Source organism: Nitrospirota bacterium (assembly GCA_030684575.1).
Classification (GTDB): domain Bacteria; phylum Nitrospirota; class Nitrospiria; order Nitrospirales; family Nitrospiraceae; genus Palsa-1315.
The window spans coordinates 718544-736064 of sequence record JAUXVD010000008.1 but is presented as its reverse complement, the minus strand read 5'-3'; the positions used below and the strand labels follow the sequence as shown (position 1 = coordinate 736064).

General features: G+C 54.9%; 15 protein-coding genes. All 15 read right to left on the bottom strand.

The genetic code is table 11. The annotated features are described in order from the left end of the window. Positions 1 to 5: 5 nt before the first annotated feature. The 15 genes from tgt to Q8N00_06590 all read right to left on the bottom strand — a co-directional run bounded on the left by tgt (position 6) and on the right by Q8N00_06590 (position 17449). On the bottom strand, positions 6 to 1169 hold the full coding sequence (tgt, locus tag Q8N00_06660; protein MDP2382467.1) for a tRNA guanosine(34) transglycosylase Tgt: 1164 nt from the start codon (positions 1167 to 1169) through the stop codon (positions 6 to 8). A gap of 15 nt (positions 1170 to 1184) precedes the next feature. Next, entirely contained in the window at positions 1185 to 2939 is a 1755-nt protein-coding gene (gene argS, locus Q8N00_06655) for an arginine--tRNA ligase (GenBank protein MDP2382466.1), read from the bottom strand. Positions 2940 to 3038: 99 nt separating this feature from the next. After that, complete coding sequence (locus Q8N00_06650; GenBank protein ID MDP2382465.1) at positions 3039 to 4028, bottom strand: glycosyltransferase family 9 protein; 990 nt, start codon at positions 4026 to 4028, stop codon at positions 3039 to 3041. Between the two features lie 8 nt (positions 4029 to 4036). Beyond that, a complete protein-coding gene (locus Q8N00_06645) occupies positions 4037 to 4657 on the bottom strand; it encodes a molybdenum cofactor guanylyltransferase (GenBank protein ID MDP2382464.1) in 621 nt (206 codons plus the stop codon). An 87-nt stretch (positions 4658 to 4744) separates the two neighbouring features. Continuing rightward, positions 4745 to 6520: a c-type cytochrome gene (locus Q8N00_06640; protein MDP2382463.1), complete on the bottom strand. Its 1776-nt coding sequence runs from the start codon at positions 6518 to 6520 to the stop codon at positions 4745 to 4747. 50 nt (positions 6521 to 6570) lie between these two features. Next, a complete protein-coding gene (locus Q8N00_06635; GenBank protein ID MDP2382462.1) occupies positions 6571 to 7608 on the bottom strand; it encodes a cytochrome c in 1038 nt (345 codons plus the stop codon). Between the two features lie 43 nt (positions 7609 to 7651). Then, positions 7652 to 8965 carry a nitric oxide reductase gene (locus Q8N00_06630; GenBank protein MDP2382461.1) on the bottom strand — a complete coding sequence of 438 codons (1314 nt, stop codon included), beginning with the start codon at positions 8963 to 8965 and terminating at the stop codon, positions 7652 to 7654. Between the two features lie 82 nt (positions 8966 to 9047). Continuing rightward, the gene (locus tag Q8N00_06625; protein MDP2382460.1) at positions 9048 to 10961 is read right to left on the bottom strand and encodes a cytochrome ubiquinol oxidase subunit I; all 1914 of its coding nucleotides are present in this window, start codon (positions 10959 to 10961) and stop codon (positions 9048 to 9050) included. Between the two features lie 80 nt (positions 10962 to 11041). Then, a complete protein-coding gene (locus Q8N00_06620) occupies positions 11042 to 11164 on the bottom strand; it encodes a hypothetical protein (protein ID MDP2382459.1) in 123 nt (40 codons plus the stop codon). Between the two features lie 446 nt (positions 11165 to 11610). Beyond that, positions 11611 to 12489, bottom strand: a complete 879-nt coding sequence (locus Q8N00_06615; protein MDP2382458.1) for an SUMF1/EgtB/PvdO family nonheme iron enzyme — start codon at positions 12487 to 12489, stop codon at positions 11611 to 11613. 5 nt (positions 12490 to 12494) lie between these two features. Further along, complete coding sequence (locus Q8N00_06610) at positions 12495 to 13418, bottom strand: SUMF1/EgtB/PvdO family nonheme iron enzyme (GenBank protein ID MDP2382457.1); 924 nt, start codon at positions 13416 to 13418, stop codon at positions 12495 to 12497. 6 nt (positions 13419 to 13424) lie between these two features. Continuing rightward, entirely contained in the window at positions 13425 to 13823 is a 399-nt protein-coding gene (locus tag Q8N00_06605) for a hypothetical protein (GenBank protein ID MDP2382456.1), read from the bottom strand. 20 nt (positions 13824 to 13843) lie between these two features. Further along, positions 13844 to 14503, bottom strand: coding sequence for a DUF3047 domain-containing protein (locus tag Q8N00_06600; protein MDP2382455.1), 660 nt, complete (start codon positions 14501 to 14503; stop codon positions 13844 to 13846). A gap of 20 nt (positions 14504 to 14523) precedes the next feature. Beyond that, on the bottom strand, positions 14524 to 16395 hold the full coding sequence (locus Q8N00_06595) for a hypothetical protein (GenBank protein MDP2382454.1): 1872 nt from the start codon (positions 16393 to 16395) through the stop codon (positions 14524 to 14526). 4 nt (positions 16396 to 16399) lie between these two features. Then, positions 16400 to 17449 (bottom strand): hypothetical protein, encoded by a 1050-nt coding sequence (locus tag Q8N00_06590; protein MDP2382453.1) that lies wholly within the window; start codon positions 17447 to 17449, stop codon positions 16400 to 16402. Positions 17450 to 17521: the final 72 nt, after the last annotated feature.

Sequence of the window (17521 nt, the reverse complement as noted above, 5' to 3'; positions counted from 1 at the left end):
CAGGGTTAGTCCAACCTGGCATGCCGGTGAATATCAGCCTCAGCCACGTCGACCGCGGAAACGTCCGATGCCGCCCGGGACCGGTAAAACTCGTCCCGGAACGACTGCAACATCCCCTGTGCGATCGCTGACCGTATCTGGCCCATCAAATCGGCAAAATACCAGAGATTGTGGATCGTATTCAGTCTCGACGACAACATTTCTTTCACCTGGAAGAGGTGATGCAGATAGGCCCGGGAATAGCGGGCGCAGACCGGACAGCCACAAGCCGGATCGATCGGCTGTTCATCACGGATATACCGCGCTTGTTTGATCACCACTCGCCCAAAACTGGTAAACAGCGAGCCGGTCCGCCCATGGCGCGACGGCACGACACAATCGAAGAGATCGATCCCTCGAGCGACACCCTCGATCAAGTCCTCCGGCATGCCGACACCCATCAAATACCGCGGCTTTGCAACCGGCAGCTCCGGCACCGTCACATCCAACATGGCATGCATCTCGGCTTTCGATTCTCCCACCGAAAGCCCCCCGACCGCATACCCCTCGAACCCAAGCCCGACGAGGTCGCGTGCGGAAGTCACGCGGAGCTCTGCATCCAAACCGCCTTGTACAATGCCGAAGAGGGCTTGATCCGTGCGACGCCGGCTGTCCTGACAGCGTTTCGCCCAGAGGGTGGTCCGTCGCACCGCATCCCGCACCACCTCTTTTTCAGCCGGCAAGGCCACGCAATGGTCGAACGCCATCATGATATCGGCCCCCAGCGCTTCCTCGATCTCAATGGCCGTTTCGGGTGTAATGAAATGCGTGGACCCATCGAGATGCGACTGAAAACTCACACCTTCGTCCGTGACCTTGCACAATTTAGCTAGACTGAAAATCTGGAATCCACCGCTATCCGTCAAGATCGATCCGGGCCATCCGGTAAAACGATGTAATCCACCCATCTCCGCCACGACCTTATGCCCAGGCCGCAGATAGAGGTGGTAGGCGTTATTCAGCATCAGACCAAAGCCGAGTTGCTCGAGATCGGCGGGGTCGATCCCTTTCACCGGCCCCAACGTGCCAACCGGCATAAAAGCCGGCGTATCGATCGCACCATGCGCAGTACTGAGTCTCCCCAACCGCGCACTCGTCGCACGATCTTCCTGCAGCACTGAAAAATTCATAGTCCCTTTTGCACGCTACATCTGATCCGGTGCGGAAACCCCGAGTACGCCGAGCCCATTCTTCAAGACTTGCTGGATGCCACGCATCAGCGCCAATCTCGCCGCAGTCCGCTCAGGGACCAGCACTTCTTTCGGCACACCCTCGACAGGAGCCAATCCCTCCGGCGTCACCGCCAGAAGATCTCGATCCGCAGCGGGAGGCAGAATCCGGTGCTTGTTGTAAAACGTATGGAGCAACCCGGCTAGCTGCTGAAGATAATAGGTCATCCGGTGAGGCTCATAGGCCAGGGCACTGCCCTGGAGGACTGACGGATACGCCGAGAGCTTGCGAATCAACCCCAATTCATCCGGATCCGTCAATACCGATAGATCCGTCTCGCTCGGCAGAGGACAGGCGATGCCTCGCGCAGCCGCGACGCGCCAGAGGCTGGAGATCCTGGCATGGGCATACTGCACATAATAGACGGGATTATCGGATGACCGTTGCTTCGCCAACTCCAAATCGAAGTCGAGGTGTGAATTGGAATCGCGCATCAAAAAAAAGAACTTGGCCGCGTCGGCCCCGACTTCATCGATGACCTCCCGCATCGTAATGAACTCGCCGGCCCGCTTCGACATCTCCACTTTTTTCCCGCCACGCAACAGATTCACCATCTGAACCAGCACGACCTGAAGACGATCTTTTGGATGCCCATAGGCCTGCACGACCGCTTGCATGCGGGGAATGTAGCCATGGTGATCCGCACCCCAGACGTCGATTAAGAGATCGTATCCGCGCCGCAACTTATCCTGATGGTAGGCGATATCGGACGCCAGGTAGGTGTACTCGCCGTCCTGCTTCCGGACAACACGGTCTTTCTCATCACCGAATGCGGAGGATCGAAACCACCAGGCCCCTTCCTCTTCGAAGAGGAACTGCTGCGCTTTCAATTCATCCAGCACCCGCTGCACCGCACCAGAATCTACCAGGGAGGCCTCGCTGAACCAGGACTCGAACTCAATCCCGAAATACTTCAGATCCTCGCGAATCAGCCCCAGCAACTCCTGATAGGCAAACGTACGACAGCGCTCCTCCACCTCTGCAGCCGTACGTCCGGTCAGCTCAGACGCGAGCTGTTGCTTCACATGCTCGGCCACAGCGGTAATGTAGGCCCCGTGATATCCTTCTGCCGGAAACTCAACGGGACGGTTCGATAATGCTTCGTACCTGGCGTAGACGGAGGCTCCCAGCAATTTCATCTGCCGGCCGGCGTCGTTAATGTAGTACTCACTCACGACGTCATACCCGACCGCCTTGAGCATATTCGCAACCGCCTGCCCGACTGCCGCGCCACGCCCATGGCCCACATGCAACGGGCCAGTTGGATTAGCACTCACATATTCCACCAAGACGCGCCGACTCTCACCCAATTCAGCTCGCCCGTAAGTTGATCCTTTCGTCTCGATTTCTCTGAGCACTTCCTGCCAGATGGAAGGCTTGAGCGTGAGATTCAGGAACCCGGGTCTGGCAATTTCGACCCGGTCGAAGAGTTGTTCGCGCTGAGCGAGGTTGTCGATGATGATCTGAGCGATGTCGTGGGGGGCTCGTTGCTCGGAGGCCGCGAGCGACATCGCAACCGTTGAAGCTAAATCTCCCCACTCTGGCCGTTTGGGAGCATCCAGACTCAGTTCAGGCCAGGCTTCCGTCTTCAGCTGGCCCTTCTGTTTAGCTCCATTCAGCGCTACGAGAAGTGCACTGGTGACCTTTTCCTGAACGACCCCGCTGGACAAGATAAAAACTCCTAAGTCATTAGCAATGAAAGGAAAAACGAACTGGCCACTGTAGCATACGGGATAGTTAGTGACAAGGCAGACGAAGGGGATTCTCTGTCAAACCACAGCCTCTCTGAGCTGTGCCAGACAGAGTGACACAAGATCCTGCTGCGATATCTTGAGACAGGGCTGATCCTCGCAGCGACGAACGTCGCCCCAAGAACGACAGAGACAAGGAAGCCCCTGCACGATAGTGACATGTGTGCCGCTGGGAGCCCAACGATTAGGATCAGTTGGACCAAAGAGAGCCACCGTACGCACCCCTAGCAACCCCGCCATATGTGTCACGCCAGAATCTTGCCCAAGAAAGAACCGAGCGTGAGCCAGCACCCCGGCAACGGTGCGAATATCCAGGCCCTTCAAGACAACCGGCGGTTGTCTACATGCCTGAAAAAGCCGCTCGACTGGCTCCCGGTCTGCCGGCCCCTCGAGAATCACTGGAATCATTCCAGAATGCTGAAGCGCGGAAACGACGGACGCGAGTATCTCTGGGGCCACACACTTATGGACGCTCCCACTCCCCGGATGAATGATAACAAAAGGTTGGCCGCTCAAAAGACCCGCCGTTTCAAGACAGGCCTGTCCGAGAGAAAGGAGCGGTTCCGATACCATCAGCCCTGCGTGCCCCTCGCCGTCATACGGCGCCTCATTGATCGCCTCAAGAAACCGATCGCGTTGATGTGTCGCATAGATCATGAGTGAGAAGGGAGACCTCATGATCACCTCGCGGATGCCAGCTGCCTTGAGTACCCCACTCAGCCTGCCATCGACATCCTCCATCCAGCCAATGGCAAGATCGCAATCCTCCAACCATGTCTGTAGCTGATCCGTAACCGAACCGGCGAACAGGTCCGCACAAGCACGTCTCTGCACAGAGGTCCAGTCATCAATAATCCTGCATGCAAGCAGCAGCGTTGAGACTTGGCTTCCTGCACAGAGCAGGAGCCGATGGCTGGGGAAACGGTTGCGCAATCGAATCATGGCAGGCACAGCCAAGCACACATCGCCAAGGCCGCCTGGGTGGATCATGACGATCGTTCTTGCCACGCTGTACCTTACTGTCCAGATGGAGGTGACTGTGCCAGCAGGGATCGCGCGACTTCAAGATCTGCAGGTGTATTCACATTTTGAAAAGAACGTCCGGAGGGATCGATACCAAGCAGATCCGCCTCAGTTACATATTGGGCCCGGAGGAACTCGCACGACATGATCTCTTGGATCTTGAGCTGTCGCGCCAACACCATCTGCTCAATGACGGGCAGGCACCGTTTGCTATACAAGGCATGCATTGGATGTAACCGGCCCGCAAGTTTCGCCATGACAATATCTGTAGACGTTCTTCGACTAGTGAACTGGGAAATGACCGCCTGATCCAGAAACGGCATATCGCAGGCGACCACGAATATATAGGGTGCCGTGGCCTCTGTAAGCCCCGTATACAACCCTCCAAGACTACCGCAATCCGGTACCAGGTCTCGAACAACTCTCGCATCGACATCGAGTACAGGACTGTCCTGCGCAATGACGACCAACACCTCTTGAAAGATTGAGCGAAGCACGGCGAGTCCTCGCTCAAGGAGTGTTTGCTCCCCCACAACGAGATGCCGTTTATCTTCGCCCATTCTCCGGCTTTTCCCTCCGGCAAGCAGGACGCCGGTTATGTCACGCTCCATCATGCCCTCATAGCCGACGGCCCAAAAGAAAGAGGGGGTGGGTTACCCCACCCCCTCATGCTTCTCCAGACTCTCTCGCTCAGATGAACGTTAGAGCGTCTTTCCCTTCCGCTTGTTGGATCGTCTCGTGAGAACCCACCCTTCCAGGAGGACCACACCAAAGGCAATCACAACCGGATAGATGTAGGCTTCGCGAGGCGTTGGTGGCTCCAGGAAGGTGTAGTAGAAGGCCGACACGGCCATCTTCCGCCCTGCGTCGCCATTGTGGCCGTCCCAAGCAAAGAATACCGTGGGAATATACTGTCCCATTTCGAAGAACGTATCTTCGTCGTAATCCTGATCCTTCTTGTTTCCCAAAGGACGTTGAATGATGACCGTCCACCGTCCATTCTTCCACTCTGAGTGAAGAATCTTGATGTTCTCTTCGTAGGTATCGCGTTGGGTGAAGTCCTTGTCCCAACCGGTACCTTCAAAGGCACGGAGTGAGCCATCAGCTTCCCACTTCACAATATCAACAGGGAACTGCTCGTTGCTGCCGAACAGATACCGTGGTTTAATCGGCGCCGGAAGCTCCTTCCACTTCACGGCCGTTTGCATCGCGATCGCATCGTTATACACCGTGTAGTTATTCTGATGCGCGGCAATCGAACCCTCTTCGCCGGTCTTCGGATCTTGTTCTTTGACATCGACATTCACGGACGTTGGCGCCCAAGGCAACTTCCCTTCGGCTACGCTCTTCGTCCGGTCGTCCCACTGGAACATGAATACGACATGTTTGTCGTTGTAGAGGGACTTCACCCAAATATCGTCGATCCGATTCACGAAGTTTCTTGGCTTGTGAGTGATCTGACCACCCATTGCCACATACCGCCTGGCCCGATTCTTCCACAATTCATGCTCTGGATCTGCAGGAATCTCTCCTTCAACCACACCTGACGAGACCACGAAGTTGATCTTCGGCTTGTCTGCCAATGGATCGATTGAAAGGGGTTTCCCGTCGGCTTCCCGCTCACACAGCGAGTTCACAAAGTTAGCAATGTGCCACCGTTCTTCGACCGTGCTGTTGTCAGCAAACGAAGGCATCGGAGTACCGTTGACTCCAGTTGAGAATGTCCGGAAAATGTTTTTGACGTTATAGGGATCTTGGCGGCTGCCCCTGAAGTTCCAGCACTTGTGCCAGTCGGCCGGCTGAATCGAAAAGCCCCAATCGTCCTTCAGATTGAACGCATTGCCGTCGCCACGGCCTTCAGCGCCGTGACATTCCACGCACTTCTTTTCGACGATAAGCTCTGCGCCCTTCTTTAAACTCTCCTCTGAGACGGGAATCGGCTTCAGTTCGTCCAACTGCAACACGGTCTGGCTCTCGGACTGCTTATCCGTAAACTTCCGGTCCTTCACCAGCTGGGTGGTCACGAAAGACAACACTTGGAGTCGTTGCTCCTCCGTCAGAATGCCTTCCCAGGATGGCATGGCTGAACCTGGCAGACCATGCGTGACGGTCTCAAACAGATCGTTCTGACCAGGAATAGGTTTCTTGGCATCGAACAACGGCAACTCACCGCTCGCCGTGCGCCGAATCTTGAACGTCCCCTGGTTGAAGTTACGGGGACGAGGCCAGAGACGGTCTGCGCCAGGCCCATCGCCCGCACCATCGACGCCGTGACACCAAACACACTTGGTAAAGTACACACGCTTGCCTGCCTCAATCATGTCGGCAGCAGGTTCAGGCGACAATTCAGCCTTCTTGAAACCCTCAGGAAGGGCTTCTACGGCAAACGCTACGCCCCCGGTGCTCCCGGAGACCAGGATAATTCCAAAGGCAGTCGCGAGGAGCGCCCCCGCCTTCAGACTAAACGAATTCTTCATGGTTTCCCTCATGTCGTAAATCCAGGTTGGCTAGAAATTCCCGTGAACGATTAGTCCCAGGTTCGGGGGTAATACCCCGTATGCCAATACTCGAACAAGATCACTTTCCAGATTTCGTCTACAGTCAGATGCTGCTCCCACGGTGGCATCACTGAGGCCCAGGGGAAGCCTTCGTTCGGCAACCCGATTCCACCCTTGGAGACGCGCCAGAAAATAAACGTTTCCTGTAATTGTGCAATCGTTCCCGGATCAGTAAAGTTCGCAGGAATTGGATTGAACGCGAAAGCATGGAGGCCGCGACCGTTCAGGTTATCGCCGTGGCAGAAGTGGCAGTTTTGGAAGAAGATCTCTCCTCCCTCACGCACATACTTCAGATAGCCCTGAGCATCTTTATCCCAGGGATTGGCGTTCGGCTTCATCAACCGACCCATGCCCTGTTCCACAATATTCGCGTTGCTATATTCCTGATCGAACTTCCCTTCGAGGTTGACACGATAGGGATTCTGCGACGTTTGGAGCGTGTACGTCTTGCCATGCACCTTGGTGCTGGCGGGTGGCGCCGGATGCACCGTGCGCAACTCGATGGGCTCCTCCGACTTCGGCACCATCGCGTTATAGGAAAATCCACCGATCAGAATGGGCAACACCACCAAGTAGGCGTACCGCAACAGCTTGTTCACCCCGGATTGAGCATCCAGGATATTCATGATCGGCTGCTTGAACTTCTTCCAATCTTCTTCACTCGCAGAGACCCACATGAAGACGGATACGAGCGAGACAGTCCCGTACATCGCACGAACACTGAACGGGATTGGCGGATACACGCGATACTTCAAGTACAGGAGAATGAACGCCCAAAACGAAATCCCCTGCCAAAAGCGAGGGACCGCCATTCCCATGGAACTCAACATGTAGCTCAACCCTGTAAAGCCCGCAACAAATAGCGTGAGCTCAAAAAGCACTTGCATGGGCATGTAACCTTCGACCAGGCGCACTGTATTTGACGGAATGATATCGACAATCATTCCGGCAAGCAGGAGTATCCCAACTGCTCCTATGAGTGCCGCGACTGACATTAATGCTTTCATCGGCAAACTCCCTTTGCTGAACAAAAGAGGTAGACAGGCACGATTATGAAATCTTCGGCGGCGGCGATCCCGCCTTTACCTGTGACAAATAATCGACGATCTTCTTCAGAGCCCCGGCACTGAGCTTCTGCCCGAACACCTTGGGCATCGTATTGTCTGGAAATGGCTTCACGACATAGGCGCTCGGTGAAATGATCGACTCCATGATATAATCAGGAGTGGTCTTTGCTGTACCTTTATAATCCGCACTCTTTATGCGAAGCGGGGCATTTGTCCCCTCTTCCAGTTTAGGACCGATCGTGCCGACCGCCCCAGGAATGCCAGGGATCGTATGGCAAGCCACGCACTGAGCCTTTGCAAAAATCTGATCGACCGGCTCAGTTCCATCCGCCATCAAGGCGCTGGGTGGACCGGCGGCCTTATCGTCTTGCTGTTTCGGCCTATCCGCCTCAGGAACAAACTTTTCATACGACTTGATGATTTCCTCGTATGTCGGAGCATCGCGCCCTTCGCGGATATAAAGCCACGTATCCACAGCCGCCAACTCTGGGAGACTCAGCGAGATCGGTGGCTTGTGGATGGCAGGCATTGGGCTTTCTTTATCGTTCGTACCCTTCACGCCAAAGCCGGCAACAACATAACAGCTCGGGCAGGCGTGGGATTCAGCGATATACTCCTGGCCATTCTCTGCGGTACCCGCTCCAGGAAAAGCTTCCTTCTGAGCATAGTCTCTACCCGCAGGCTTTCCCTTGCTATACTTAGGATCTTCCAGCCGCTCTTTGCCTGCGCGCTCAGGAATACCATCAAGGTTTGGCGCACGCTCTCCCAACATTCCTTTGTGGAATGCGTGACAAAGAGGACATTGCCCTTTTCCAATCGCGCCCTGAACCTTATTTTGCCCGATACCACCGAAAATGATCTTTTCGCCTTCATCGGCCAATTGCTGTGCAGTCATCGACTCAAACTGGATCTTCTCTTCTTTTGGTGGGAATCCTCCTTCAACCTGCGGCAGCCAATTCCCATATCCGGAGAGACCGGCCGCGACAAAAAACATAAAGCCGCCGATCTTCAGTAATGCGGCTTGATTGGGGAAGTAGATTCCCATCATGAAGCACATCGCGGTGATAAGCACTAAAGAGACCGGCAGCATCCGATTCGCTTCATAGAAGCTGGTCTTGTAATGCGCAATTGCGACCAACAGCATGAACGCTGCGATGATGCCAATAAAGAGCTTGAATATTGCGCGTTTCTTTGCCACTGGATCGCTAATCGATACCAGGGAATACACGAGAAGCCCCGCGAGAAGCGCGAGCAGCGGCCACCCTATTGAAATTGCTTCGTTTATCAGATCGCCCACGATTGTAACCTCCTGAGGTTTTGGTAAGAGTGGAGGCACGTACCACGTGCCTCCACTCCCCCAAGCAAGATCCTAAAGATGATCAGTGACTCCCAGCTGGCTGTGCGGCGCCACCAGGAACCCCTGCCTTTGCTTCAACTGGCGCCTTCTTCACCCCCAGGCTACCAAGCCAGAAGACAAAGAGAATGCTGATCCAGAAGAACAACACATTGAATGAAATCATGTTTGCGGCGAACCCCACCGTATGGGTATAGGCCCAGGGTGAGTTATCTCGCATGATTTCATTCACGTGCCAGAACAATCGGACTGATGAGCGAATATACCCCATCAACCCCATCATCCAGGTAAAGGCCGTCGCGAGCATGATCAACGCATATTGCGAACGAGCCGAGATCTTCCCCCACTCGATGGGCCCCATCTGCTTCGCACCCTTCATCATGAAGCTATTGAGCGCAAACATGAAGAAGAGGCAGGATAGGGTCGTCGCCACCTGAGGAACCGACAGACCGACGCGCACGTTCGCCGGAATATAATATCCCAGGACCGCGAGTCCGATGATATTCACGTAGGCGCAACCGAAAAAGCAGCCCATGAAGATATTGCCAAACTTCGACCAGGATACCGTCGAGACCTTGTTGCCTCGCATGTACCACACGAAGCTCAGAATGGTGGTCGTGATAATGACATTGATTCCACCGTTCTTAGCCGACATGACGCCATAGTTTCCCAACACCGGGTGCTGCTGACCACCCATCGCCTTGAGCTCGGCGGGAGTCATGACAATCGTATGAGGAGTAATGAACACCAGGTAGCCGCAACAAAGAACGAACACGAGATACTTGATGTAACGTTGATACTTCTCAGCACCACGCATCCGACCGAGAGCCTGCCAGAGATAGTAGTTGGTGCTGAGGAAGAGAATACCGATCATCGTAGCCTGAATGATGAAGAGCCAAGCCAGAAGCCCGCCCATGAGGGTAATGCCCATCTGCTGGCGATAGGCATACACTTCGCGCATCAGCCAATACCCGGCAAACGGCAAGGGGATCAAGAACGCCACGCCGAGCGCCATGGCGATATAACCCATCCAATCATAATGCGCACGATCTTCATCGGTCTTGGAGGCCAAGAACTTGTACGCGGCGTAAGCCGCTACGACACCGCCACCGAACGCCATGTTACCCAAAATACGATGCACATTGAGCGGATTCCAGAGCGCGGTATGAATGACGTGCCAGATGTTCCCCAGGTAGCGCCCCTGCTCATCGACACCGGCAGGCGACATCATGAACGCAATCCATGAATTCGCCAGGAACATGAGCAACGTTCCGATCACGTTCAAAATGACGGACATGCTCAAGTGAATCCACTTAAGGAACCCTTCCCGCATCTTGTCCCAACCGTAATAATAGATGTAGAGGGTTCCGCTCTCCGCCACGAACATCAATGCATAAATATGCATGACCGGACGGAAGATACTGGATAAGTAACCGAAGAATGCTGGATAGAGAGTCAGGAAGGTGAAGATCAGGATACCGCCGAGAATGGCGGTCAGCGAATAGGCCGTCAGGCTGATCTTAATGAAGTCATAGGCGAGCTGGTCATACCGCTTGGCCATCGCCTTATCCTTCGTCACCACTCCCATGAACTCGATGACCATGCAGAAAATCGGAACCGCGAGCACAAAACTTCCGTAATAGAGGTGCTGCTGATTTGCGAACCAGAGCAACACCCGACTCTCGAAGTTGTATCGCGGATAATCCCGAGGACCATCGACCGTCTTCGGAGCAGGAGCGCCGACAACGATACCCTCGGTCTTATAATAGACGTCTCTCCCCTTCTCAACCTTCGCCTCACCATCCTTCTTCACTTCTTCAGGCGCATCAGCGCCCATAGCCAGTGTTGGAAGCGATACGGCGATGGGGAGCAGGAGAAGGCCAATCATCGCGCAAAGCGCCATGATTGAGAACAGCTTCTTCCCAGCCACTAAACCCATGGGATACCTCCTTAATGCATTCCGGAAAAGACTCATCACAATTCCCTACAAACTCAACTCATCACTGAATAGACCAGGACCTAGTTCCGGAACAAATACCAGAAATCCAGCCCTTGCGAATCCATCAAAAAATGATCCACTGCCGTGAAGAAGGCAACACAAATAACGAGTGACACCACCGTATAAACGATTGTCTGACCCATAAAACTCCCTCCCTCACAACTTGCAGCCATTGAAAAAATCCCAGAAATACAGCGGCCCTTTTCTTAGCAGGGGCACTGAATTCCTGCGAACCAATAAAAAAACCACAAACCTGCCGCGCAGGTAATGTAGAAAATCATCCGACCGACCTTAACCTTAAACTCGCTATCTGCTACTACTGTTGCCATCGTGTCTCCTTCTCCTGATGGAAATAATACGCGCCTAGATCAGTTCAGCGAATTTCTTGACACACAGATATTCATATGTTATTCAAAATTCTTTGCCGCACACGAAATATCAGGGGAAAATCGATGATTGCAAACTCAAAAGTGTTCGACATTATAGTTTTGGCCGGCATGGTTGTCAATATAATTTTGGCCGTGTTCCTCATTCTCTACCACTTTGATTTGTTGTAGATTTCTCTTGGTTTCAGGCTCCGGTTCCACTCTCATTTCGCACCTGAAACCGCACAGCGAAATCCAATAGTTTCATCCCGAAAGTCCTGAACCATTTTGCTCCGGCTGGTGATACGAATATCACCCCCTGTAGTCGCGTATCCTCCCCCTCGGAGCGCCCGAAAGGTGCCATATTCAGGGCTCTGAGGGTTTTGTTCAGGCGCTTCCCTGAAGTAGGCCTCCGCATACCAGTCGCCCACCCACTCCATAACGTTTCCCGCCCCATCCATGACGCCATACGGACTCTTGTCGGTCAGGACAGCACCGACCGGCGCGGCGACATCGTAACCATCCTGCACCCTGGCCCAATTCGCTCCATTGGGCTGCTCCACATCGCCCCAGGGCCAGAGACGGCCATCCGTTCCTCTCATCGCCTTCTCCCACTCCGCCTCAGTGGGAAGTCGCTTTCCCTTCCAATGGCAAAATGTCTCCGCATCGTCCCATGACACGTACACCACGGGCTGATTAATACCGCGCATCCGGCTCATGTTCTTGGCGTAGCGGGAAGGAGGACCAGACTTACGGTGGCCGGTGGCATCGACGAATTGCTGGTATTGAAAGTTCGTGACTTCGTATCGATCGATCGAAAACGCATCGAGCACCAACGTACGCTGCGGCCGTTCATCGAAGCCGCCGTGATCGGTCCCCCGAATGAAGGGCCCTGCCGGAATCAAGACCATCTCTTCTCGAATCGGCTCTTCACGAGAAACCTGGGAGGGATCCAGTGGCTCCGGTGAGGACGAATCGGTGGAATCAGGGGAAGCTGATTCGAACGGGGTGAGCGTCGTGCCACGAATAATTCCCATAATGGGAAGTGCCGCAAACGCGAGAACGGCAAGCAAGAACACAATCTTAAATTTGGTTTCGAGCATGTCTGTTATGACGCCGCAGGGCTATCGCCAACCTCCATATCGCTGGCACAGCGAAACCCGATCGTAATATCCGTCCGCCAATGCTTCGCCGCAAATCGCTTGGAGAGCCGGGCGTTATGCTCAGTCTCTCGCCACGACCCTCCACGCACCACCTTCAAATCGACATCGTCCGGCCCCTTCGGATCACGGTAGGGCGCTTTCTGGTAGTAATGCTCATCGTACGAATCTGCAACCCACTCCGCGACGTTCCCCGTCATGTCATAGATTCCATAGGGGCTTCTCCCCGATTCGAACGACCCGGGAGGTGCGAGATACCGATAACCATCTTCACTCCCATCCACATTGGCATTCGCATGCCCCGTGACGAAGATATCGCCCCACGCGTACTTCCGTTTTCCCTCGCCACGACCGGCCTTTTCCCATTCCGCTTCCGTAGGCAGGCGCTTCCCTGCCCATTTACAATAGGCCCCCGCCTCGTCCCACGACATACTCATCGCGGCAAACTCCGGCTTCAGCAGCTTGGATTGATCGTCTTCAAACACTTCGATTTTCGGTAACGGTCGCTTCGTCATTTTGGCGAATCGGGCATATTCCTCTTGCGACACTTCTCTCTTATCCAGAAAAAACGCCTTGAGAAACACTTGCCGCTCCGGCACTTCGTCGGGATCGCCATCTTTACTGCCCATGATGAACGGACCTTCGGGGACCTGCACCATCTCGCGGCCCTCATCGCCCATCTTTGTTTTATACATCGAGTAATCCAGCGAGGCGACATTGCTCGGCACAAGACGAGTCTCCGCCGTGATCGACAAGGCCAGCGCTTTCATCTGCTTCGCCTTGTAAGACTCGTAGACCAACAGGCCAACCATCAGGATAAACGATCCAAAGACAAACACGATCGAGCCGATCAGCACTTTCCTATCTTCCATGACGGCTCAGGCTCCTTCAATTGTGCGTGACACGGAGGAATCAGCCGGCTCAGATGCGGCCTTCCTGGCCGCGTACATATCTAAGAGCATCGAGATCTGCACACCCAAAAATCCACCCATCGCAGCACCGGCCCCGGCACCGACCGATATTCTCTCAGGACCGGCAATAAACCAGGCCAACGCCCCGCCCAGTACTGTTCCCACCAAGATACTCACCAGGAAGCGCCGCCCCCCCATAAACCCAATGACACCGCCGAGTACCAGCCCCGCCCCACTCGCAAGCGGCAATATACTGCCGCCCATAATGACCCCGATGAGCGTTCCGACTGTTCCCATGACGGCCACGCCAAACAGGATATCGAGCATCGCGCGGGGGGCGACTTGTTCCGGACCAGACTCGGTCATGCTAATGACAGCTCATTTCTTTAGCGGCCAGCGCTCGCAACCATCGATCCAAAGTCGATTTCCACCCCAGGCCCGGCAATGATCGAAATACCCCAGGCTTTCGCCGCCGGCTCATGCTGGTGAATCCGCTTGAAGTCTTCATAGACGTTCACGCGCTCCTCAAACCACTGACCGACGTCCTTGGTGCCGCTTTGCACCACGATCTCCGAACCACTGAACATGCCCCCTTCAGTCACCGTCCCCTCAGGCTTCGAGGCACTCCAGATATACTTCGTGAACACAGGAATGAATAGGAGATCCGTATCCAGGGAGGCGTAGATCGCCGCAATCGGTTCAGTTCCCGCTGTCGCGGATTTGTGCAGGCGCCAGCGCCAGGTCAGGACCGGAAACGCCTTCGGGTCCCAATCAATCTTCTTCTTCTTGATCCTCTGTCCTGCATCCTTCGCCGCCAGAAAGCTCACACCGTTCTCGGTCTGAATTTTATAGGCATCCCGGCCCTTGGACTGGCTTCGTTGGTTTTCATGATCCCAATTCAAGGGAAACCCATCCGCGTCTTTTGCCTGAAAATCTTCGAGAACCAAAGATGGGTTTTGGGCCGAGACTGCACCCTGCATCACGAAGCTTCCACACACTACCAACCCGACGACGAGATACCTCCGGATAAGTCCCGCTCGCTTCATACGCTCAACCCTTTCGCTGTTCATGCCTCTTGCGACGACGACTGCGCCAAAACCGTCGCATCTCCTTCGGCCAAGTCTTCACCCATCACCGGCAACTGATCACGCTGACACATCCAGAAGAGCGCGAACACCGCCCCCCAGAATACCACCATGTTGAGCGTCACCATCTTCGCCGCAAACGCCAAATCCGGCGTAAAGGCCCAGGGAGAAACATCAGCCATCACCTCACTCACATGCCAGGCCAACCGCCCGGACGAACGAATATAACCCATGAGACCCATAACCCATGAAAAGGCCGCCGCCAGTCCGAATAGGCCCACCATGCCTCTGACTGAGATCTTCCCCCATTGGACCGGCCCCTGAACGAGTGCCCCCTTGAGCATCATGCGATTGATCACCAGCGCACCCACCAGAACCGTGAACGTCGTCATCGCCTGTGGCGACGACAACCCGACGCGAAGCTTCGCCGGCAGATAGAAGCCATAGACCGAGAGACAGATAATATTGAGCGCACCCACCAGAAACAGCGCGCCGATCAGAAAGTTTCCTTTTTTCACCCAGGAGACAACCATCGTTCGGTTTGCGCGCCGATAGTAGATGAAGCTCAGCGTAGTCACGAGAATCAAGATATTGACTGCGCCGTTCTTCGCCGACATCACGCCATAGTTGCCGACCACGGGATGCGACGAACCGCCCATCGCCTTCACTTCACTACCCGACATCATGACGGTATGCGGCGTCAGCCAAATAAACAGGGCCAAGATCAAGACCCCGAGCAACGACTGATAGTACGGCTGATACCGTTCACCGCCACGAAGACGCGCCATGCTCTGCCATAGGTAATAATTCACGCCAAGAAACAGCGCGCCGATCAAGAGTGCCTGCACCACGAAGAGCCAGGTGAGTAAGCCGCCCATCATCGTGACGCCCATGCTCTGACTAAACGCATAGACCGATTTCATCAACCAATACCCGGCAAAGGGCATGGGTAACAACGCACAGACCGTGACGAACAGAAATACGTAGCCCACCCAATCGAAATAGGCGCGCTCTTCGTCGGTCTTGCTGGTAAAGAAGCGATAGCAGGCATAGGCCAACACCACCGCACCACCGGACATAATATCTGCCAGAAAACGATGGACGTTTAATGGATTCCACAGAGCCGAATGGAGCAAATGCCATCCGTTGCCGAGAAACCGCCCCTTGGCATCGACGCCGGCCGGCGCCATCATAAAGGCCGACCAGGAGTTCGCCAAAAACAGCAGCGCGGCACCGAACAGGTTCGTCAAGACACCAATCGAGGCATGCCCCCACTTCAGCGCCGGCGCGGCCATCCGGCTCCAACTGTAGTAGTAGAGGATGAGCAGCAGCGATTCCCCGACGAACACGATCGCATAGTACGGCATGAAGGCCTTGAACGTTCCACCCATATACTTCATGAAACTGGGATAGAAGAAGATGAACATCCCGAGCATGAGGCTCCCGACCACCGCCGTCACCGACAGAGCCAGGAGAGAGACTTTTGCCAAATCTCGCGCGAGGCCGTCATAACGAAGGGCCAGCGCAGGCTTTTTACTGCTGAGCCCCAGGAACTCCAGCAAGACACAAAAGATCGGCAATGCGAGGACAAACCCTCCGAAGTACGTGTGCTGTTGCGTGACAAACCACACAAGCAATCGGCTGTCGAACGAACCAATACGCGAATAGACCGTCTCTTGAGGAGAAGGGGCCTGCGGCCCCTGGGGAACGCCAGGGGTCTTGAAATACAGATCGGTCGCATCCTCGGCAAATGATGGGCTCTGAATGCCCCAGCCAATCCAGGAAACAGCCAGCACCATCGCGATCAGGGCAATAGACCAGACCGCCCCGTGAGTTCTTTTTTTCATGGCCATAGGCTTAACCCTTTGAACCAGCCGTCATGGAGACGCCTGCACCGGTTGACTTGCCAAGAATTCCCATCACAAAGGGGCAGCGGAGCAAGGCACTCGATATCGTCTGCCCCTGTTGTTCCTCGACCTGCCGGCGAAACCCAAGATAATAACAATACAACGCCATCATGCCCGTCACACATCCGCCACCGACCATGGCGTAGGCAGTGGGAATGCCAGGCTGTCGCAAGAGAAAAATGACCGATCCTGCCGCCACGAGATAGTACGTCGCGGCAAAGGCCAGTCCAGGCCACCACCAGTACTTCAGCAATTCACTGGCCTTCGTCTGGAACAATCCTTGAGTCCATGACGCGCCCGGACGAAGCCCGCCGAAATAGGCACAGAGCGCGACGCCGCCTCCCAACGCCGCCACAGCAGACAACTGGACCAACGCCGCTCCCTGACTTCCCTCGACGAACTGTCCTAATGACGCGCCTACCGCACCGACGATGAGACCAACTGCGACCCAGGGAGCCAGTTCCATCGCATGACTCTGCACCAGCATGCGAAGGGCCGCTCCGTCTGGAAACGTGGGGAACGGACGGCCCATGAGCGCGACTTTCCGTACATGGCCAATCTCAAACGCGTCGCGCGCGACGGCGGTGCAGGAAATGATGATGGCCATCATGGCCGGCCCATCGGGATGTTGGAGATAGTCATATCCCACCAGCCACAATAGCGCCAAGACCAACAGGGACAACTGGACTCCGTAGACAAACCCGATCCAGCCGCCGAGCCAGAGCAACAGGCGACGCCCATCCTCTTGGAGAATCTTCGCCCATCCCGTAGCCCGACCGACGCGATAGGCAGACAACGCCGTCACCACCGCAATAACACCGCTGACCATCAACAACATGATCGGCTCTGATAGTGGTAGCAACAGCTTGGCCAAGCGATAGACTACAAACGCCACCAAACCAGGCACAAACATGACGATTCGCTTTTGCTTGCGCACAGACTCTTCCGTGACGGCTAAACTGAGGCTTGGCAATACTCGCAATGCCATTCGATGCAACATTACAGCTCCAGTGACAGGTGATGGGTGACGCATGAACAGTACCGAGGAATGTGCAGCCCTCTTTGGTTATCA